Here is an 18,092-nt window from a genome sequence, read left to right on the forward strand (position 1 = left end):
ATCAGTTTATTACTAATGGAAGAGATTGCAAAGCTTTTTGCAATCATGCTTATGGGATATGCGGTTGTAAAAGCCGGCCTTATGAAGTCATCGGAGAGTAAAAGCATATCTGTAGTCATGGTTTATCTGGTTATTCCATGCGTAATTATCGACGCATTTCAGGTGGACTATACGCCAGATGTAAAAAAAGGACTGCTCCTGGCATGTGCGGCAGCAGTTCTGGTACATGTTTTATTTCTGATACTTACCACAATATTAAAACAAGTATTACAGCTGGATACGATTGAACGCGCGACGGTTATTTATTCAAATGCCGGGATACTGGTAATTCCGCTGGTACAGGATTTGCTTGGACAGGAGTACGTTATTTATTCCAGTGCTTATATTGCGGTACAGCTGATTCTGATCTGGACACACTGCAAAAATATGCTTTGCGAAGAAGATAGATTAGAGTGGAAAAAAGTATTTCTGAACGTAAATATTATTTCAATCATAGTAGGAGTGATATTGTTTGTCTGCAGAATCCAGATGCCTTCGGGAGTGCAGGATGTCATGGATATGATGAATAATATGATTGGTCCGATCGGAATGCTGCTTGCCGGAATGGTTATTGCGGACGTACCTCTTAAGATTGTATTTACTAAAAAAAGAAACTATCTTTCAACAGATATCCACGGCGAAGAAGCTCGATGCAAACGATGTTTTCATATACTCTGCCATAATCCATATTTTTGCTTCCCAGTATTGCATATCGAATACCGCTGTCACACAAATAGAACTTTTCAGAGCTTTCAAGGTATTTCTTACCTCGGATGTCGTATCTCTTAATATCATAAAATACAAAAGCATTGCACAAATACTTAATGTACTTGCCGACGGTTACATGATTGGTTACCAGATCGACGAATACCCGTGATGATCTTGATGTCAGGAGTGCCATTCAGTTCAATGATTCTATCGAGATATTTTGCTCTCGTGATTGTTTTCATATAGTCACCCACTTTCAAAAATTGAAGTTTTTTCATTTCTCGAAACCGCTTCGTTGTACTTAGTATACTGTCTGATAATAGTATATGCAAGATGTCGCTTTCAAAAACACAAATTTTTTTATTTTTTGAAAGTGGAAACTATGTAAAGGCAACCCGAAGGCTGTACTAGAGCGTGTTTGAAAAATAAAAACAGGATGTGGGAAATTGCGATTTAAGAATATATGGGGTATGCCTTATAAAGTTGTTGACATTGGATGACAAAGTATGATATTTTTCATGCAATGGGTTAGCTACGAGCAACTAAAGACCTTCTTGCAGAACTCAAGTAACCATAACTAAAAAATATTAGCAAAAACTAATACCACGATATGAAAAGGAGGAAAACTCCCACAGGAGAACAGAAAGAAGATGAAAAATTCTTTAAAAGTAATATGGACCGTGCTTGGCTTTCTTTGCCTTGGATTTGGTACGATAGGAATTGTACTTCCTGTTTTGCCAACCGTTCCGTTTTATATGGCAACACTGTTTTGCTTTGCAAAGAGTTCAAAGAAACTGCACGACTGGTTTGTAGAAACGAATTTATATAAGAATCATCTGGACAGTTTTGTTCAGAAAAGAGCCATGACAATGGGAACAAAATGCAAGATTATCGGAATGGTAACAGTAGTTATGCTGATCGGTTTTATCTGTATGAAGAATGTACCGATTGGAAGAATCTGTATCGCAATTGTGTGGGTATGCCATCTGCTATATTTCTTCTTAAGGGTTAAGACAGAAAATCCAGAAGTTAAAATGGCAGAAATGGGAGATTGAGATGGACAAAGTAGAAAAAAAACGGCAGAAAGAACAGTATGTTGTGGAAGAGATGATCCGGCTGTACTGCCGGAAAAACCATCCGAAAGAAAAAAGACAGGAGGGGAAGACATGTCCTGACTGTCAAAGACTTTTGGATTACGCAAAACAAAGAAGTCAGAAGTGTCCATTTATGGAAGAAAAAACGTTCTGTGCGAACTGTAAGGTACATTGTTATAAGCCGGAAATGAGAGAACAGATTCGACAGGTCATGCGTTTTTCAGGACCAAGGATGTTATTATACCATCCATTTCTTGCAATATGGCATTTGGTATGCAGTAAAAGAGAATCGAAAAAATAAACAAAAGGATAAGATTTTTATGATTAAAACAAGATTGATGGGGCTGTTGTCCCACGCAAAAAAGTATATTGCGTATACGATTTTGTGGCAGTGGGCAGCCCTTCTGTCGCAGGTATTGGCAGTCTTTTCTATCGCAGATTTACTGGAACAGGTGGCGTACCGGGGAGTAACCGTACCGATTATTGAACGGACAATACTGATTTTATTTCTGGTTCTGGTAATCCGGTTCGTATGTGAGCGGATGGGAGCAAGGTCTTCCTATCTGGCGTGTGTGGATGTAAAGCGGATTCTGCGTGAAAAGATTTATGAGAAAATGTTGAAGCTGGGAGCTTCCTACAGTGAGCAGGTATCCTCTTCAGAGGTCGTACAGGTGTCGACCGAAGGTGTGGAGCAGTTGGAAACATACTTTGGAAAATATCTTCCACAGTTATTCTACAGCCTGATTGCACCACTGACCTTATTTATCATTCTTTGCAGAGTAAGTCTGAAAGCGAGTGCCATACTGCTGATCTGTGTACCGTTGATTCCAATTTCCATCGTGGTGGTACAGAAAGTAGCGAAGAAATTATTGAGTAACTATTGGAGCATCTATACCGGACTAGGTGATTCGTTCCTCGAAAATTTACAGGGACTTACCACTCTGAAGATTTATCAGGCAGACCAGCAGAAAGCAGATGAGATGGATGTGGAATCTCAGAACTTCCGCAGGATTACGATGAAGGTGCTGACCATGCAGCTTAATTCCACCAGTGTGATGGATATTGTGGCGTATGGTGGAGCAGCCATCGGTATGGCAGTTGCGGTATCCGAATTCCTAAAGGGGAATATCAGTGTAGCAGGAACTTTATGTATTGTCCTGCTTGCAAGCGAGTTTTTCCTGCCACTCAGACTGCTTGGTTCGTTTTTCCATATTGCAATGAATGGTATGGCAGCCAGTGATAAAATTTTTAAGATTTTAGATTTACCAGAACCACAGGCCGGAGAAAAAGCACTGCCGGAGGTTGCGTTAGATGTTACATTAAAAGATGTGTATTTTTCTTATGAAGAGGACAGAGAGATCTTAAAAGGAATCAGCTTAAATCTGCCAGCAGGAAGTTTTGTATCACTGGTTGGTGAATCCGGATGTGGTAAGAGTACGATTGCCGGAATCCTTGCAGCAAAGAATCGGGGATATAGCGGAGAAATTACCATCGGTGGTGTACCGCTTAATGCGGTAAATGAGGAAAATCTGATGCAGAAGGTTGTTCTGGTTCGCCATAACAGCTATCTGTTCAAAGGTACAGTAGAAGAAAATCTGAAGATGGCAAAGCCGGACGCAACGAAAGAAGAGATGGAAGCAGTTCTTCAGAAAGTCAATCTCTTAGGGTTTTTACAGACACAGGATGGATTGCAGACACAGTTGCTGGAAAAAGCAAGCAACCTGTCCGGCGGTCAGTGCCAGAGACTGGTGATTGCCAGAGCATTGCTTCGGACAGACAGTGCGGTTTATATTTTCGATGAAGCTGCATCCAATATCGATGTGGAAAGTGAAGAACTGATTATGAATGTGATTCACGAACTGGCAAAGACAAAGACGGTGCTTCTGATTTCCCACAGACTGGCAAATGTTGTGAAATCTGATAAGATTTATTTCTTAAAAGACGGAGAAATTAAAGAAAGCGGAAAGCATGACGAACTGATGAGACAGAATGGTGCATACAGACATCTGTATGAAAGCCAGATGGCATTGGAAAACTATGGAAAAGGAGGAGTGGCATAATGAGTGAAAATATAAATACAACAAAACGCAGAAGTGCCATCCGGATCATGGGAAGTCTGATTGGTCTGGTAAAACCCTTGCTCCATATTATGCTGGCGGCAATCATCCTTGGAACATTAGGTTACTTGTGTGCGATTTTCCTGACGATATTGGCAGGACAGGTTATCGTGCATGGACTTCTGACAGGATCAGCCGGAATAATTGTTCCGGTGGACAATATGTGGCTGGCATTTATCCCGGTAAAAACCATTATAACAGTCATGATTGTGATTGCAGTGCTTCGCGGAATCCTACATTATGCAGAACAGTATTGTAATCATTTTATCGCTTTTAAGTTGTTAGCAATCATCCGTCATAAAGTGTTTGCTTCCTTAAGAAAACTCTGTCCGGCAAAACTGGAAGGACGGGACAAGGGAAATCTGATTTCTATTATTACAACGGATATTGAATTACTGGAAGTGTTTTATGCACATACCATTTCCCCGATTGCGATTGCAACACTGACCTCGATGGTTATGGTGATTTTTATTGGAAGATATCACTGGTTAGCGGGAATGCTTGCACTGGCAGCTTATCTGATTGTCGGTGTAGCCATCCCGATGTGGAATGGAAAACGTGGCAGCCAGAAGGGAATGGAATTTAGAACAAGCTTCGGAGAACTGAACAGTTTTGTTCTGGACTCTTTACGAGGACTGGATGAGACTATCCAGTACGGACAGGGTGAAAAGAGAAAAGAGCAGATGTCGGAACGTTCGAAAAACCTTGCAGGAATACAGAAGTCATTAAGCAAAATGGAAGGCTCACAGCGTTCATTCACAAATATGGTTATTTTGCTTGCATCTTTTGGAATGCTGGCGCTGACCATCTGGCTGTATGACAAAGGTGCGATAGGATTCGAGGGAATCTTAACCTGTACCATCGCAATGATGGGTTCTTTCGGACCGGTAGTGGCATTATCAAGCCTGTCTAACAATCTGAACCAGACACTTGCAAGTGGTGAGCGTGTTCTTTCCCTTCTGGAAGAGACACCGCTTGTGGAAGAAATTCCGGGTGATGTGGAAACTCCTGGGACAGAGAGTGTGGAACATGAATTTACAGGAGCAGAGGCAGAGAACGTAACATTTGCTTATAAGGTGAATGGCTTGGAAGGAGACAGAGAGGACGGCCTTGGCCGCGATAATGAGGTTATTTTAGATAACTATTCACTGAAATTACAGCCAGGGAAGATCACAGGTATTCATGGTGCGAGCGGTTCCGGAAAATCTACGCTCTTAAAACTGCTGATGCGGTTCTGGGATGTTCAGGATGGAAGTATATCGGTAGACGGTACAAATGTCCGAAAGATTCCAACTAGGCATCTGAGAGATATGGAAAGTTATGTCACACAGGAAACGCACCTGTTCCATGATTCGATTGCAAATAATATTGAGATAGCAAAGCCGGGAGCATCCAGAGAAGAAATTATGGAAGCGGCAAAGAAAGCGTCTATTCATGATTTCATTATGACATTACCGAAAGAATATGATACAGAAGTCGGAGAACTGGGTGATACATTATCTGGTGGTGAGAAACAGAGAATCGGAATTGCAAGAGCATTTCTCCACGAATGCCCTCTGATTCTGCTCGATGAGCCTACATCAAACCTGGATTCTTTAAATGAGGGAATTATCTTAAAATCATTGAAAGAATCGGCCAGGAAGAAAACGGTTGTCCTGGTATCCCACAGAGTGTCCACAATGAATGTGGCAGATGTGGTTTATGAAATGGAGAACGGCAGAATTTCTTAAGAGCATGTTCAATGGATAAGCTATTTAAATCTGTAGCCATAATAATCGGCTGAAACCGAACCATCTGAAGAAAACAGTCCTCTTTATACTATGAATAATGTCATTTTGACACCTCATATAGGATGGAAAGGGCTTGAGTAAAAGAATAATAAGATAATTACAATCAATAACGCCGATACGGGATTATAATAAATCCTACTCGGCGTTATTGATTTCTGCATAGCATTCTTTGCTCTATAAGAAGTTCACGAAATTTACCACATCGAGTTGGATTTGTTGACAATCATATTGGCTTGGAATATACTTGGTTTATCAAGCGCGGCTCGAAAAAATCTTTATTGTCAGAAAAAAGTCAATCCAAAAGGGGAACTGGAGATTATTGACAGTTAAATATAACATATAAAATCATATAAGTAGATGTTGAGCTCAAGAAGCTAAAACTTTCATAAAGAGGTGTCAGAATGGATAAAAAAACAACGTTGGAAATGATTGCAGCAATTTCAAATGCAAACGGTACATCAGGCTTCGAAGATGAAGTGGTTGCTGCAATTCGTCCTTATGCAGAAGGACTCGGAGAAATTACAGAAGATCGCATGCGCAACCTATATATCCGCCGTAAAGAAAATAACGGCAAACGTCCGGTTGTTCAGCTTGATGCACATAGTGATGAGGTTGGCTTTATGGTGCAGGCTATCTGCCCGAACGGAACTCTCCGCATCATTCAGATCGGAGGTTGGGTGAACCACAATATTCCCGCTCATAAAGTCCTGGTTCGTAACCGATTCGGAGATATATTCCAGGTATTACTGCCAGTAAGCCTCCGCATTTCATGACAGAGCAGGAGCGTAAAGCACCTCTGGATATGAAAGATATCACGGTAGATGTTGGCGCTGTTTCTAAAGAAGAGGCGGTTGAAAAGTTCGGCATTCGTATCGGTGAACCGGTAGTGCCAGATGTGACATTTACATATTCAGAAACCACAGATCTGATGGTGGGCAAGAGCTTTGACTGTCGTTTGGGATGTGCGGCAATTCTTAAGACCATGCATACTCTGGCTGGTCAGGATTTGAATGTGGATATTGTTGGCGCTTGTGCAGCACAGGAAGAAGTTGGTGTACGTGGTGCCACTGTGACAGCACAGGTAATTAAGCCGGATATCGCAATTGTTTTTGAAGGCTGCCCGGCAGATGATACGTGCGTTGAGCAGTATATGGTTCAGACTGCTATTAAGCGTGGCCCGATGCTTCGTCACATTGATTCACGCATGATTACCAATCCACGTTACCAGAGATATGCGCTTGATCTGGCAGAAAAGCTTGGCATCCCGGTTCAGGATGCAGTTCGCAGTGCTGGTTCAACCAATGGTGCAGTTATACATCTGACTGAAAAAGCAGTTCCGGTCATTGTTATTGGTGTTCCGGTTCGCTATGCGCACACACATTACGGGATTTCAGCTTATGCTGATTTTGATAATGCGGTTAAGTTGGCATGCGAAATTCTTAAAAGACTTGACGAAGAGCAGATTATGAGTTTTTAAAAAATATAATGATGTGCTGAAAGCGACAGGTATAACGGCAACTGCCGGAAAAGGATATGCAAAGAAGCGCATCACAGTTATTTAAACTTTTATGTGACAAACGTAACGGTCTGTGATATTATGAAAGTGGTATAGGCGAAAATGACTTTTGCAGAAACGAAAGTATTTTCAAATTTTATTTAAAAATATACTTCTTCTAATAGATTAGAAAGAAGTTATATAGATACGGAACGGTATGAGTACAAAGAACATTACCAGCGAACAGTAATGTAGGAGAACAGTTCGAACATATGTATCGGCTGTTCTCCTTTTGTTTTCAGGCATTAATGGGGGAATATTTTCTATATAAGTGTTGGGAGATTTTATGGAAAAGTTTAAGGCAAATGATAATAAGAATGAAGAACATGAGATTAACTACAGACAATTTAACAAAAAGCTGGAACTTCTGAATCAGATTCTGTCTCTAATATCAGACATTAATCAGGCAGCGGATGAGAAAGTGATAGATACCATTCGATTTTATTGCACAGCCCGCTGAAAAACAGTTGGAAGAAAACATAATGAGGAAAATTCAATGAAAATAAATGGTACAGCTGCTAAACATATTAAGAAATATTGTTATATTGTTGGCCTTCTCTCTTTCCTGCTTGCATTTTTTGTGTGTAGCCAGATGATCCGATATCAGGAAAAAGAAAAAAAAGCAGTGGGAACTTATATGGCACAAAGCACGATAAGGAGAGTCAAGGAAAAGCTGGACAATTATATAACGATTTCTGATCTTCTGGGAAATTATATCATTGATGGATCGGATATGGATGAAAACACTTTTTCAGAACTGGCAGAAAAGATTCCCAATGAGGATGGTGTGGTAAAGGCGTTTGAGCTGGCACCGGAAGGGATCATAACCGAAATCTATCCTATGCAGGGAAATTCAGAGGCTCTTGGCCTGGATCTACTGAGGGAACATGAACGGAAAAAAGATGCAGTTCTGGCTAAGGAAACCAGAGAGTATACACTTGGTGGTCCCTATCAGTTAAAGCAGGGAGGATCCGGAGCTTTACTTTTTAAACCGGTTTATCAAAACGATGATTCTGGAAAGAGTAGTTTCTGGGGATTTGTACTCCAGGTAATCGACTGGGATTGTTTCATGAGTGACATAAATCTGAAATCTTTAAGTGAGGCGGATTTCAGCTATAAGATCTGGTCTTATGACAGAAGCAGTGAGGATAAGAATATTCTTGCCCAGAGTCAAGAGGATATGCCGGAAGACTGCCTGACGATAGAATGTGAAATCCCGAATAACACATGGTATTTTGATATTGCGCCTTCGAATGGGTGGATTCCGGTTTCATACTGGCTCCTCGCTATTGCCGCTTCTTATATATTTTCATTATTGGTCGCTACGATTTATTATCAGATATCCGGCAAAAAACACAGAGAAAAACAATATGCTGCTGATCTTAAGAAAGCCGCGGAACTGGCGAAAAGTGCAAATGAAGCAAAAACGCGATTTCTGTTTAATATGAGCCATGATATACGGACGCCGATGAATGCGATTATAGGTTTTTCCGGATTACTGGAAAAGAATCTTCAGAACGAGGAAAAAGCAAAGGAATATCTGGGAAAAATCTGTTCTTCCGGAAATTTGCTGATGACGATTATTAACCAGATCCTGGAGATAGCCCGTATTGAAAGCGGTACTATAGCGCTGCAGTTGAAAGCTGAGGATATAAACGCAGTGTTTCATACGGTAAACACAGTATTTGAGGAAGATATAAGGAAGAAGAACCTGCAGTATTCGGCAGATTTGGATGTATACCATACGTTTATCTTTTGTGACAGAGTGAAACTTCAGGAGATAATGCTGAATATTATCAGCAATGCAATAAAGTACACGTCCGATGGGCATGCGGTCCATGTAAAGATATATGAGAAAGATTCAGAGAATCCCCGGAAAGCCCGGTTTATTTTTACTTGTGAAGATACAGGCATTGGCATGAGTGAGGAATATCTTCCACATATCTTTGAAGAATTTTCCAGAGAACATACAACCACAGAGAACAAGGTCGCTGGTACAGGACTGGGCCTTCCTATTGTAAAATCCATGATTGAGCTGATGGGCGGAAGTATCCAGGTAGAAAGCACGCAAGGTGTCGGGACAAAATTCACTGTAGATATTTCTTTTGATACAGCATCAGAAGCGGATGTATATAGGAATCAGATATCTGAACAGCCAGATATATTAGAAAAGCTGGAAGGAAAACGTATTCTTCTTGCAGAGGATAATGATCTGAATGCAGAGATCGCGATAGAACTGCTTGCGGAACAAAAGATCATTACAGACCGTGCGGAAGATGGAGCAGAGTGTCTGGATAAGCTGGAGAAAGCAGTCGCCGGATATTATGATATGATTCTTATGGACATTCAGATGCCGGTGATGGATGGATATGATGCTGCAGCCAGGATACGCAGGATGAAAGATGAGAAGAAAGCCTCCATCCCCATTGTTGCAATGACAGCAAACGCCTTTGCAGAGGACAGACAGAAGGCAATATCAATGGGAATGAATGATCATGTGGCAAAACCAATTGATATGAATGTACTTTTACCGGTGATAGCAAAATATATAAGGTGAAATATCAGTGTTACTGTTCACTGGTAACGTTCCGCGAGGTGTTTTTTGTGAACAAGGTTCACAGAAAACCCGAGAATCTCAGCGCGAAATCATGCGAATGCATGATTTCTGTGCATCGCGAAGTGAGTTACTGGTCACGGAGTGACCAGTAACTCAGAGTAAACGGCGACTTGACTTATTAGTTGCAACCACATATAATTGCTTCGGAACGTAACTTAAAACTTACATTTCGAATAAATAAATTCTTATGAAGGGAAGAATAAATGAAATTATGAAACCTGTGGAGGCATATGATAATGTCAAAAGATGAATATTTAATCACAGATGCGCCGCTTAAAGCGCTGACAGTTTTCGCAATGCCGATGATTCTCGGCAGCTTTTTTCAGCAAATATACAATATGGCTGACTCCATTATCGTCGGTCAGTTTGTGGGTTCCTCTGCACTTGCAGCTGTCGGTGCCTGTGCAGCGCTGACCAATGTTTTCATTTGTGTGGCACTGGGTGCCGGTGTGGGTGCCGGTGTGCTCGTGAGCCGCTATTTCGGTGCCAGGGAGTATGGAAAAATGAAAACCATCGTGTCAACGTCCTTGCTTAGCTTTTTTATTCTAAGCATAGTCCTTGGTATTTTTGGCTTTGGCTTTTCCCATTGGATGATGAGCACGTTACAAACCCCTGCCGATATACTGGACGATGCAGTGCTGTATTTGCGGGTCTATTTCGTGGGTTTTCCTTTTTTGTTTATGTACAACATTCTTTCAACGATGTTTACTTCCATAGGCGAATCAAAAATTCCACTGGGACTCCTGATATTTTCGTCAGTCTTAAATATTTTTATGGATCTTTGGATGGTGGCTGGTCTTGATCTCGGCGTGTTCGGTGCGGCGCTTGCAACCTTGATTGCACAAGGCATTTCCGCCGTGTTTTCGCTTTTGATTTTCTTTCACCGGATGCGGCGATATAAAAGTCCCTTTGACTGGTTTGACAGGCAGGAGTTATATTCCATGTTTCAAATTGCTGTACCTTCGGTTCTTCAGCAGTCTACAGTGTCTATCGGCATGATGATCGTACAGGCTGTTGTAAATCCCTTCGGCACACAGGCGCTTGCGGGATATGCGGCGACGATGCGGGTTGAGAACGTTTTTTCCCTGATTTTTGTATCCATCGGCAATGCAGTTTCGCCATATGTTTCACAGAATCTCGGCGCAAACAAACCCCAGCGTATCAAAAAAGGCTACCAGGCTGCATTGGTGCTGGATGTGTGCTTTGCAGCCATTGCTTTCATCGTTATTGAAACGCTGCATACGCAAATTTCCTCGTTGTTTCTTGGTAAAGACGGAACCGCTCTGGCCTATCAGGTATCCGGGGATTATATGAGATGGCTTGGTTATTTCTTCATTTTTATGGGAATCAAAATGGCAACCGATGGAGTCCTTCGTGGTCTGGGAATCATGCGCCCGTTCCTCATTGCAAATATGGTGAATTTGGCGATTCGCCTGTCTGTTGCTTTGATTTTTGCACCGCGTTTTGGCATTGAATTCGTCTGGCTTGCTGTACCAGCAGGTTGGTTTGCGAACTTTTTAATATCCTATGTGGCGCTCAGAAGATCATCAAGTCTATAGTATCTGGCTGTATTTTGCAGAAAGCTTTTTTTAAACATGCTATAAGAAAATGTTTTTCATTTGACGTGTTGCTTCAGAAATAGCTGAAAGAGAACGCGGGAAATGAAGGAGGTATCATGAAAGTTACTTACATTAACCACAGTGGGTTTTTAATTGAGACCAGAGACTGCTACTATATTTTTGATTATTATAAGGGTGAACTATCGAACCTTGACAAGGAAAAAGAAGTAATCGTTTTTTGCAGTCATTTCCACCAGGATCATTTTAACCCACAAATCTTTGGGATTCTTGAAGATATGGGGATGACTTATCAGGCAGTCCTGGCGAATGATATACGAAAAAGGAATCATTTATCGGATCTGAAGATCACATATGTTTATCATGATCAGACTTATAATCTGGATAATGGCACTGAAGTTGATACTTTGCTGTCTAACGATAGTGGTGTCGCATTCATTGTCAAAACAAAGGAAGGCATCATTTATCATGCCGGCGACTTAAACGACTGGTACTGGGATGGTGAGCTGAAAGCTGACAACCAGAGGCTTACTTCTGCATATCGTGCAGAGATCAAGAAAATTAAGGGTATGCATTTTGATGCTGCATTTGTTCCCTTAGATCCGAGGCAGGGAGATCACTATGCCGACGGGATCCTGTATTTCCTTAAAAATGTAGATTGCAATGTCATTTTTCCAATGCATTACTGGAATGATGCCAGTGTAATTAAGCGGTTCATTACTGAATATCCGCAATATAAGTCACGCATTAAAAACACAGAATGTACAAAAGGAGAAGAAGTATGAAATTTAAGATGATTCACGAAAACTATAATGTGTCAGACCTGGACCAATCTATTAAATTTTACAACGAGGCCCTTGATCTGCACGAGGTGAGAAGAAAGACTACCGATGATTTTATCATCGTGTATCTGAGCAACGATGTAAGTGATTTTGAGCTGGAACTTACCTGGCTTAAGGATCATCCACAGCCATATAATCTGGGTGAATGCGAATTCCATCTGGCATTCCAGGCAGAGGATTACGAGGCTGCGCACAAGAAGCACAAAGAGATGGGCTGCATTTGCTTCGAAAACGAAGCAATGGGAATTTATTTCATCGTAGATCCAGATGGCTACTGGCTTGAGATTGTGCCGTAAAGCTGGTTGGGAAATCGAATAAAGCTGACGGATATTATTTTACAGGAGGGCACTTATGTACCTGGATAATTTAGATGAACTGGATCAGAAGATTATCCAGTTACTTATAGAAAATGCACGTATCTCCTACTCGGATATCGGTGAAGAAACCGGCATTTCCAGAGTGGCAGTAAAAGCCCGGATTCAGGCTATGGAGAAAAAGGGGATAATTGAAGAATATACAACAATAATAAATCCTCAAAAAATCAGTGGTGCTGTATCCAGTTATTTTGAAATTGAAATAAAACCAGATCATTTGTCACAGGTGACAGATATCTTATACAAAGACGATACAGTCACACAGATTTACCGTGTCACAGGAAGAGACAAATTGCATGTACATGCTGTTGCTTCATCAAGTGATGAAATGGAGCACTTCCTGCACAACGTCATTGATACACTGCCCGGCATTATCAGCTGTAGCTGCAATACGATCTTATCACGGATTAAAGATATTAAAGGGTTACGGTTGTAGAGGTCAAAATTGAGGTGACGCATTAAGGCTTATTTTGAGAAGAAAGACTGGTATAAGAAACATTACCAGGAGTATCTGGAACTGGCGGAAGCGGTCAATAAATTAAGTTGAAAATAAAAATTGCTATAAAATTTTGAAAAAACCTCAGAAAATGCAGGTTGGTATTCAGGAAAGGTGAGTACTGCCTGTATTTTTTGTTCCTTTAAGAGTGATATCGTCGGTAGATGGTCTGCCCATTTAAAAACAAGAATAGTGTGAAAGAATGATCGTATTATTGTTTTAATGTTTAATCAGAAAATTAATTAAGAAATGTCTGATGTGGAGAGCGTGAAGTTGCGTATTTTATTCGAAGATTGTGAAGGAATAGTTTGGAAATTAGTAATTACAAAAGAAATAAATTGTACAAAATGGCATATAAAGAACGCTTGACAAATAAGTGTTTGTGAAAAATGTATAAAAAGAATTGTAAAATAGAATATCAAATGATATACTATTGACACAATAAAAAACAGGATTGGGATGGAACGTTACAATGAGGCTGCGAAGAAACCCTGTTACAATATGTATGAAGGAGGCGATTATTTGGCTAGTATAAAAGAAGTAGCACAGAAGGCTGGAGTTGGTGTTGGTACGGTATCGAGGGTTTTAAATTCTACAGGGTATGTATCGGATGAGACACGAATTAAAGTAGAGACCGCAATGAAAGAATTAAATTATATTCCAAATGAACTTGCAAGAAATTTGTTAAGTAAGAAAAGTGGAATTGTCGCAATTATTATTCCCAAAATATCACATCCGTTTTTTGCAGAGGTAGTTTTATATGCTGAAGCAGAACTAATGAAAAAGGGATATAAGACAATGATCTGTAGTACCTACAGTGAGCAGAACTACGAAAAAGAATACATTAATATGTTGAACAGACATATTGTGGATGGGATCATAGCAGGAAGCCATATGCTGGATTTTGAGGAATATCAAGGTGTGCAGGGACCCATTGTTGCGTTGGATCGTTTTTTGGGTGAAAATATTCCTGTTGTTTCAACAAATCATAAGATTGGCGGAAAATTGGCGGCAGAGGAATTGGTTAGAAATAATTGTCGTTGTGTGTTACAGATTCAAGGCGCTCGAGTAGTTGATTCTCCGTCACATGAAAGGCATTATGAGTTTGAGCGATACATGAAAAAACGTGGTGTGACTGTTTATTCCCATGAAATGGACTGGAATGATTTTGATTATGGACAGTATGATGTAATGGCAGATATGCTTATGGATAAGTATCCGGATATTGATGGGATTTTTGCAGTGGATATGGTAGCAATTGCATGTATAAGACAGCTATTAAAACGCAAGAAAAAAGTTCCAAGAGATGTAAAGGTAGTAGCTTATGATGGAACTTATGTAGCGAAAGTTGGAGTTATGAACCTGACTGTTGTACAGCAGCCTATTGAGGAACTGGCAAAACGTGCAGTTAATATTTTGCTTAATATGATACAGGGGAAAAAATATCATAATAAAAAAGTGTTTTATGAGCCTACGTTACTTCTGGGAGATACGACAGATGATAAAGAATAAAACGTGGAAGAAAGTGTTACAATTTATCCTAATTAAATTTGTACAAAATGAATAAAAAATATAAAAATGGAACGGATTCCATATAAAACTATTGACAAAAATAGGAGCAGAGTATATACTCGTAACCATAAAGGATGAGCGCACATCTAGGTAACTCGTATCAAATAATGTATTGGAGCTAAGGATTTCTGAAAGGAAATTCTTTTTAAAACACAAATGTGGAAACCTTTCCACGTTAAGGTATGGAGGTTTTAGAATGAGAAAAATGATGAAAAAAGCGATTGCATTAAGTCTTATAGCAACAATGTCTATGTCAGCAGCTACTATTGTTCATGCAGAAGATGAAGTGACTCTTAGAGTATTAAACTGGGGAAATACTGATGAGGAAAAGATTGCAAATGATGCCATTGCTCGTTTTAATGAGGAAAATCCAAATGTAAAGGTGGAACAGACTTGTGTACCGGTTGAGTCATGGTCAGACTTTATTCAGAAATGGATTACCATGTGTACTTCAGGAGAAGCTCCGGATGTAATCAGCCTTGGTCTGGAAGCTGTTAATATGGCTGTAAGTAATGATTTACTGGTACCACTTGATGACATTATTACAGATGATGAAGAACTTACGGCTAAGAAAGATCAGTATGCACCATCTTTACTTGAAGGTTTTACTGTAAATGATTCTCTGTATGGTCTCCCGAACGGAACTCAGACAATGGTAGTTTATTATAATAAGCATATGTTTGATGATGCTGGTTTAGAGTATCCACAGGATGGATGGACATGGGATCAGTTCAGAGAAACTGCTGAGAAGCTTACCAAGGATGGTGTTTACGGATTTTGTTTCCCATGCACTTATTTCCAGCTTACACCGTGGTGGTCAACTAACAATGCAGCATTAGTTGGTGAGGATGGCGAGACACCTACTGTTAACAGTGAAGGTATTGTGGAAGCAGTAGATTTCTTAAATGGTATGTATAAAGATGGTATTTGTCCAGAACCAATCAGCTCAGACGGATACTCCATGTTTGCAAATAATCAGGTTGCTATGGTTGGTGCTGGTCGTTGGGTATTAAATACCTGGCAGGATGCAGGATTAACAAATGATGATTTTGATTGCGTTCAGTGGCCGGTAAAAGAGAAAGACGGTTCTGTATATGGAGGATCTGCATGGTGCATTGGTTCCACAACAGAGCATCAGGATCTTGCAATTGAGCTGTTAAAAGAAATGGTATCTGATGAAACATTAACAGCTGTTGCAGCAGGTGGCCAGCAGGTACCGCCAACAGAAGCATTGGCAACATCTACAGATATTATGGGAACATGCCCTGATAATATTATGGGAATCTGGAAAGCAGTTACAATTGCAGATCCAATTGCGGCTCCAAGTTATTTCGGAGATCTTGAGCAGACTTTCTTACGTGAGTTGGAGGAGGTGTTCTCTGGAGCGAAAGAACCTCAGGCAGCAATGGATGAAGCGCAGGCTCAGATTGAGAGCGCAATTCAGTAAAAGATATGGCCAGGAGGGATTTATCCTCCTGGCATACTGTAAGACCGTTTTATCCGTAAAGGAGGAAAAAATCGGTGAATAAGAAGAAAAACAGACATAAATGGGATAAAAAAGAGTTAAAAGCAGCGTATCTTTTTACACTTCCATCATTTATTGGCTTTATGTGCTTTGTACTCATTCCAATTATATGGGTAATTGTAATTTCGTTTCACAAATACAACGTGTTTACAGGTGCCAGTACTTTTGTAGGGATGGAAAATTATAAAAAAATATTTACAGATGTCAGATCTTTAACTGCTCTGAAAAATACTTTATGGTACACCATATGTTGTTCATTGGGAAATACAGCAATAGGACTTATTTTGGCTGTGCTGGTTGATAATATTCTGCCAAAAAAATAACGGTATTTTTTAGATCTATTTATTTCTTTCCATCATTAGTGGCACTAACGTTTGTGGCAATTATCTGGCAAGCCTTTTTTCAGACGGACGCAGGAGTTATCAACTATTATCTGGGACAACTTGGAATCGCTAAAATTGGATGGTTGAATGATCAGGCTTATTCTAAACTGTCTGTTTTGATTCTGGATACCTGGAAAAACTCTGGCATGTCAATGCTTTTGATATTAGCAGGACTACAGAATGTAGACCAGGGACTTTTGGAGGCTGCCAGCATTGATGGCGCGAATGTAGTACAGCGCTTTTTTAAGATAATTATTCCAGTAGCATCACCACAGATATTTTTTGTTCTTGTTATGAATGTAACAGGCGCACTGAGAATATATGAATCTATTTATGTATTGACGAACGGAGGACCGGGAGATTCATCAAGAAGCTTGGTTATGTTGATTGCTGAAAAGGGATTTACATCGTTTGATTATGGAACAGCGTCGGCACTATCAATTATGCTTCTGATTCTTATTGGTATTGTAACAGTATTTCAATTTGTAGGAAGCAGGTGGTGGGTGCATTATGAATAAGAAAATACATTTATTTGGGAAAACAATAAAAGTAAGCCATATCCTGCTGACTATTATCATGTTTGGTATAGCATTTTTGATGATTGCACCATTTCTTTGGGTGCTTTCAGCATCATTCAGAACATATAGTGAAGCAATTTCATTACCACCTAAATGGCTGCCTCCATTTTTTACAGAAATGAGATTAGGATATTTTAAAAAATTATTTTCAAATACTATTCCGTTTTTTGTATTTATGAAGAACAGCTTAAAAATAAGTGTGATTATTACACTTGGCATGAGTCTGCATGGTGCTATTGCAGGATATGCATATGCAAAGTTTGATTTTCCAGGAAAAAATATTATGTTTGCATTGCTGATGGTTGCAATGATGGTTCCAGTTCAGGTTACGATTGTAGCACTGTACAAGATCATGACGATGCTAGGAGTGATTAATACATCCTGGGCAGTTACGCTTCCATCAATTTTCGGTGCAAGTTGTCCCGGTCTGGCAGGTGCATTTGGAGTCTTTATGATGAGACAGTTCTTTATGGGAGTTCCTAAAGAATTGAATGAAGCAGCTGCAATTGATGGCGCAGGACCAATCAGAACATTTATTTCAATTATGCTGCCAATGGCGAAATCAACATTGGCATCGTTAGCAATTATTGTGTTTACATATTCTTGGAACGATTATTTTACAACATTTATTATGATCAATGATACGGAGAAACTTACACTTCCAGTCGGAATTTTGTCAATAAAACAGCCGTTCTCAACAGGAGACAATGTAGTATTTGCAGCAGTAGTTCTTGCTATTCTGCCAGTTCTTATTGTATTTCTGATTGGACAGAAATGGATTGTCAAGAGTATGACCCATGTAGGAGTGAAAGGATAATAAATAAT

The 18,092-nt window shown here is 40.0% G+C and carries 17 protein-coding genes and 3 pseudogenes; 19 read left to right on the forward strand and 1 reads right to left on the reverse strand.

Features of this window, described 5'->3' with window-relative positions; genetic code table 11:
* Nucleotides 1-15: 15 nt before the first annotated feature.
* Nucleotides 16-420, forward strand: a pseudogene (locus DW904_RS23470) (AEC family transporter); the annotation flags it as partial.
* Between the two features lie 247 nt (nt 421-667).
* On the opposite strand, the pseudogene DW904_RS02075 reads toward DW904_RS23470, so the two are convergent.
* Nucleotides 668-1,025: pseudogene (locus tag DW904_RS02075) on the reverse strand (DUF4143 domain-containing protein); the annotation flags it as partial.
* A 372-nt stretch (nt 1,026-1,397) separates the two neighbouring features.
* Between DW904_RS02075 and DW904_RS02080 the strand changes: the two are divergent.
* The 18 genes and pseudogenes from DW904_RS02080 (at nt 1,398) to DW904_RS02150 (ending at nt 18,084) form a co-directional block, all read left to right on the forward strand.
* Entirely contained in the window at nt 1,398-1,802 is a 405-nt protein-coding gene (locus DW904_RS02080; RefSeq protein ID WP_118577850.1) for a YbaN family protein, read from the forward strand.
* 1 nt (nt 1,803) lies between these two features.
* Nucleotides 1,804-2,142 carry a nitrous oxide-stimulated promoter family protein gene (locus DW904_RS02085; protein WP_118577851.1) on the forward strand — a complete coding sequence of 113 codons (339 nt, stop codon included), beginning with the start codon at nt 1,804-1,806 and terminating at the stop codon, nt 2,140-2,142.
* Nucleotides 2,143-2,161: 19 nt separating this feature from the next.
* A complete protein-coding gene (locus tag DW904_RS02090) occupies nt 2,162-3,901 on the forward strand; it encodes an ABC transporter ATP-binding protein/permease (RefSeq protein WP_118577852.1) in 1,740 nt (579 codons plus the stop codon).
* The gene (locus DW904_RS02095; RefSeq protein ID WP_118577853.1) at nt 3,901-5,688 is read left to right on the forward strand and encodes an ABC transporter ATP-binding protein; all 1,788 of its coding nucleotides are present in this window, start codon (nt 3,901-3,903) and stop codon (nt 5,686-5,688) included. Before DW904_RS02090 ends, DW904_RS02095 begins: the two co-directional genes overlap by 1 nt.
* A 51-nt stretch (nt 5,689-5,739) precedes the next feature.
* Nucleotides 5,740-5,826, forward strand: a pseudogene (locus DW904_RS24850) (hypothetical protein); the annotation flags it as partial.
* Between the two features lie 323 nt (nt 5,827-6,149).
* The gene (locus tag DW904_RS24855) at nt 6,150-6,521 is read left to right on the forward strand and encodes a hypothetical protein (protein ID WP_347561993.1); all 372 of its coding nucleotides are present in this window, start codon (nt 6,150-6,152) and stop codon (nt 6,519-6,521) included.
* On the forward strand, nt 6,518-7,225 hold the full coding sequence (locus DW904_RS02100) for a hypothetical protein (protein WP_347561994.1): 708 nt from the start codon (nt 6,518-6,520) through the stop codon (nt 7,223-7,225). Before DW904_RS24855 ends, DW904_RS02100 begins: the two co-directional genes overlap by 4 nt.
* 364 nt (nt 7,226-7,589) lie before the next feature.
* Nucleotides 7,590-7,763 (forward strand): hypothetical protein, encoded by a 174-nt coding sequence (locus DW904_RS22685; RefSeq protein ID WP_202187651.1) that lies wholly within the window; start codon nt 7,590-7,592, stop codon nt 7,761-7,763.
* 36 nt (nt 7,764-7,799) lie between these two features.
* Nucleotides 7,800-9,860 carry an ATP-binding protein gene (locus tag DW904_RS02105; protein WP_118577854.1) on the forward strand — a complete coding sequence of 687 codons (2,061 nt, stop codon included), beginning with the start codon at nt 7,800-7,802 and terminating at the stop codon, nt 9,858-9,860.
* A 296-nt stretch (nt 9,861-10,156) separates the two neighbouring features.
* Nucleotides 10,157-11,479 (forward strand): MATE family efflux transporter, encoded by a 1,323-nt coding sequence (locus tag DW904_RS02110; RefSeq protein ID WP_118577855.1) that lies wholly within the window; start codon nt 10,157-10,159, stop codon nt 11,477-11,479.
* A 116-nt stretch (nt 11,480-11,595) separates the two neighbouring features.
* Nucleotides 11,596-12,282, forward strand: coding sequence for an MBL fold metallo-hydrolase (locus DW904_RS02115; RefSeq protein ID WP_118577856.1), 687 nt, complete (start codon nt 11,596-11,598; stop codon nt 12,280-12,282).
* Nucleotides 12,279-12,635 carry a VOC family protein gene (locus DW904_RS02120; RefSeq protein ID WP_118577857.1) on the forward strand — a complete coding sequence of 119 codons (357 nt, stop codon included), beginning with the start codon at nt 12,279-12,281 and terminating at the stop codon, nt 12,633-12,635. The genes DW904_RS02115 and DW904_RS02120 overlap by 4 nt, the downstream gene beginning before the upstream one ends.
* 55 nt (nt 12,636-12,690) lie before the next feature.
* A complete protein-coding gene (locus DW904_RS02125) occupies nt 12,691-13,149 on the forward strand; it encodes an Lrp/AsnC family transcriptional regulator (protein ID WP_118577858.1) in 459 nt (152 codons plus the stop codon).
* 582 nt (nt 13,150-13,731) lie between these two features.
* Nucleotides 13,732-14,721 carry a LacI family DNA-binding transcriptional regulator gene (locus DW904_RS02130; RefSeq protein ID WP_118577957.1) on the forward strand — a complete coding sequence of 330 codons (990 nt, stop codon included), beginning with the start codon at nt 13,732-13,734 and terminating at the stop codon, nt 14,719-14,721.
* A gap of 256 nt (nt 14,722-14,977) precedes the next feature.
* Nucleotides 14,978-16,228 carry a sugar ABC transporter substrate-binding protein gene (locus DW904_RS02135; protein WP_118577859.1) on the forward strand — a complete coding sequence of 417 codons (1,251 nt, stop codon included), beginning with the start codon at nt 14,978-14,980 and terminating at the stop codon, nt 16,226-16,228.
* Nucleotides 16,229-16,302: 74 nt separating this feature from the next.
* A complete protein-coding gene (locus DW904_RS02140) occupies nt 16,303-16,629 on the forward strand; it encodes a sugar ABC transporter permease (RefSeq protein WP_118577860.1) in 327 nt (108 codons plus the stop codon).
* Nucleotides 16,626-17,207 carry a sugar ABC transporter permease gene (locus DW904_RS02145; protein WP_118577861.1) on the forward strand — a complete coding sequence of 194 codons (582 nt, stop codon included), beginning with the start codon at nt 16,626-16,628 and terminating at the stop codon, nt 17,205-17,207. Before DW904_RS02140 ends, DW904_RS02145 begins: the two co-directional genes overlap by 4 nt.
* A complete protein-coding gene (locus DW904_RS02150; RefSeq protein ID WP_118577862.1) occupies nt 17,200-18,084 on the forward strand; it encodes a carbohydrate ABC transporter permease in 885 nt (294 codons plus the stop codon). Before DW904_RS02145 ends, DW904_RS02150 begins: the two co-directional genes overlap by 8 nt.
* The last annotated feature ends 8 nt before the right edge of the window (nt 18,085-18,092 follow it).

This window comes from Ruminococcus sp. AM42-11, assembly GCF_003480145.1.
Classification (GTDB): Bacteria; Bacillota; Clostridia; order Lachnospirales; family Lachnospiraceae; genus Blautia_A; species Blautia_A faecis.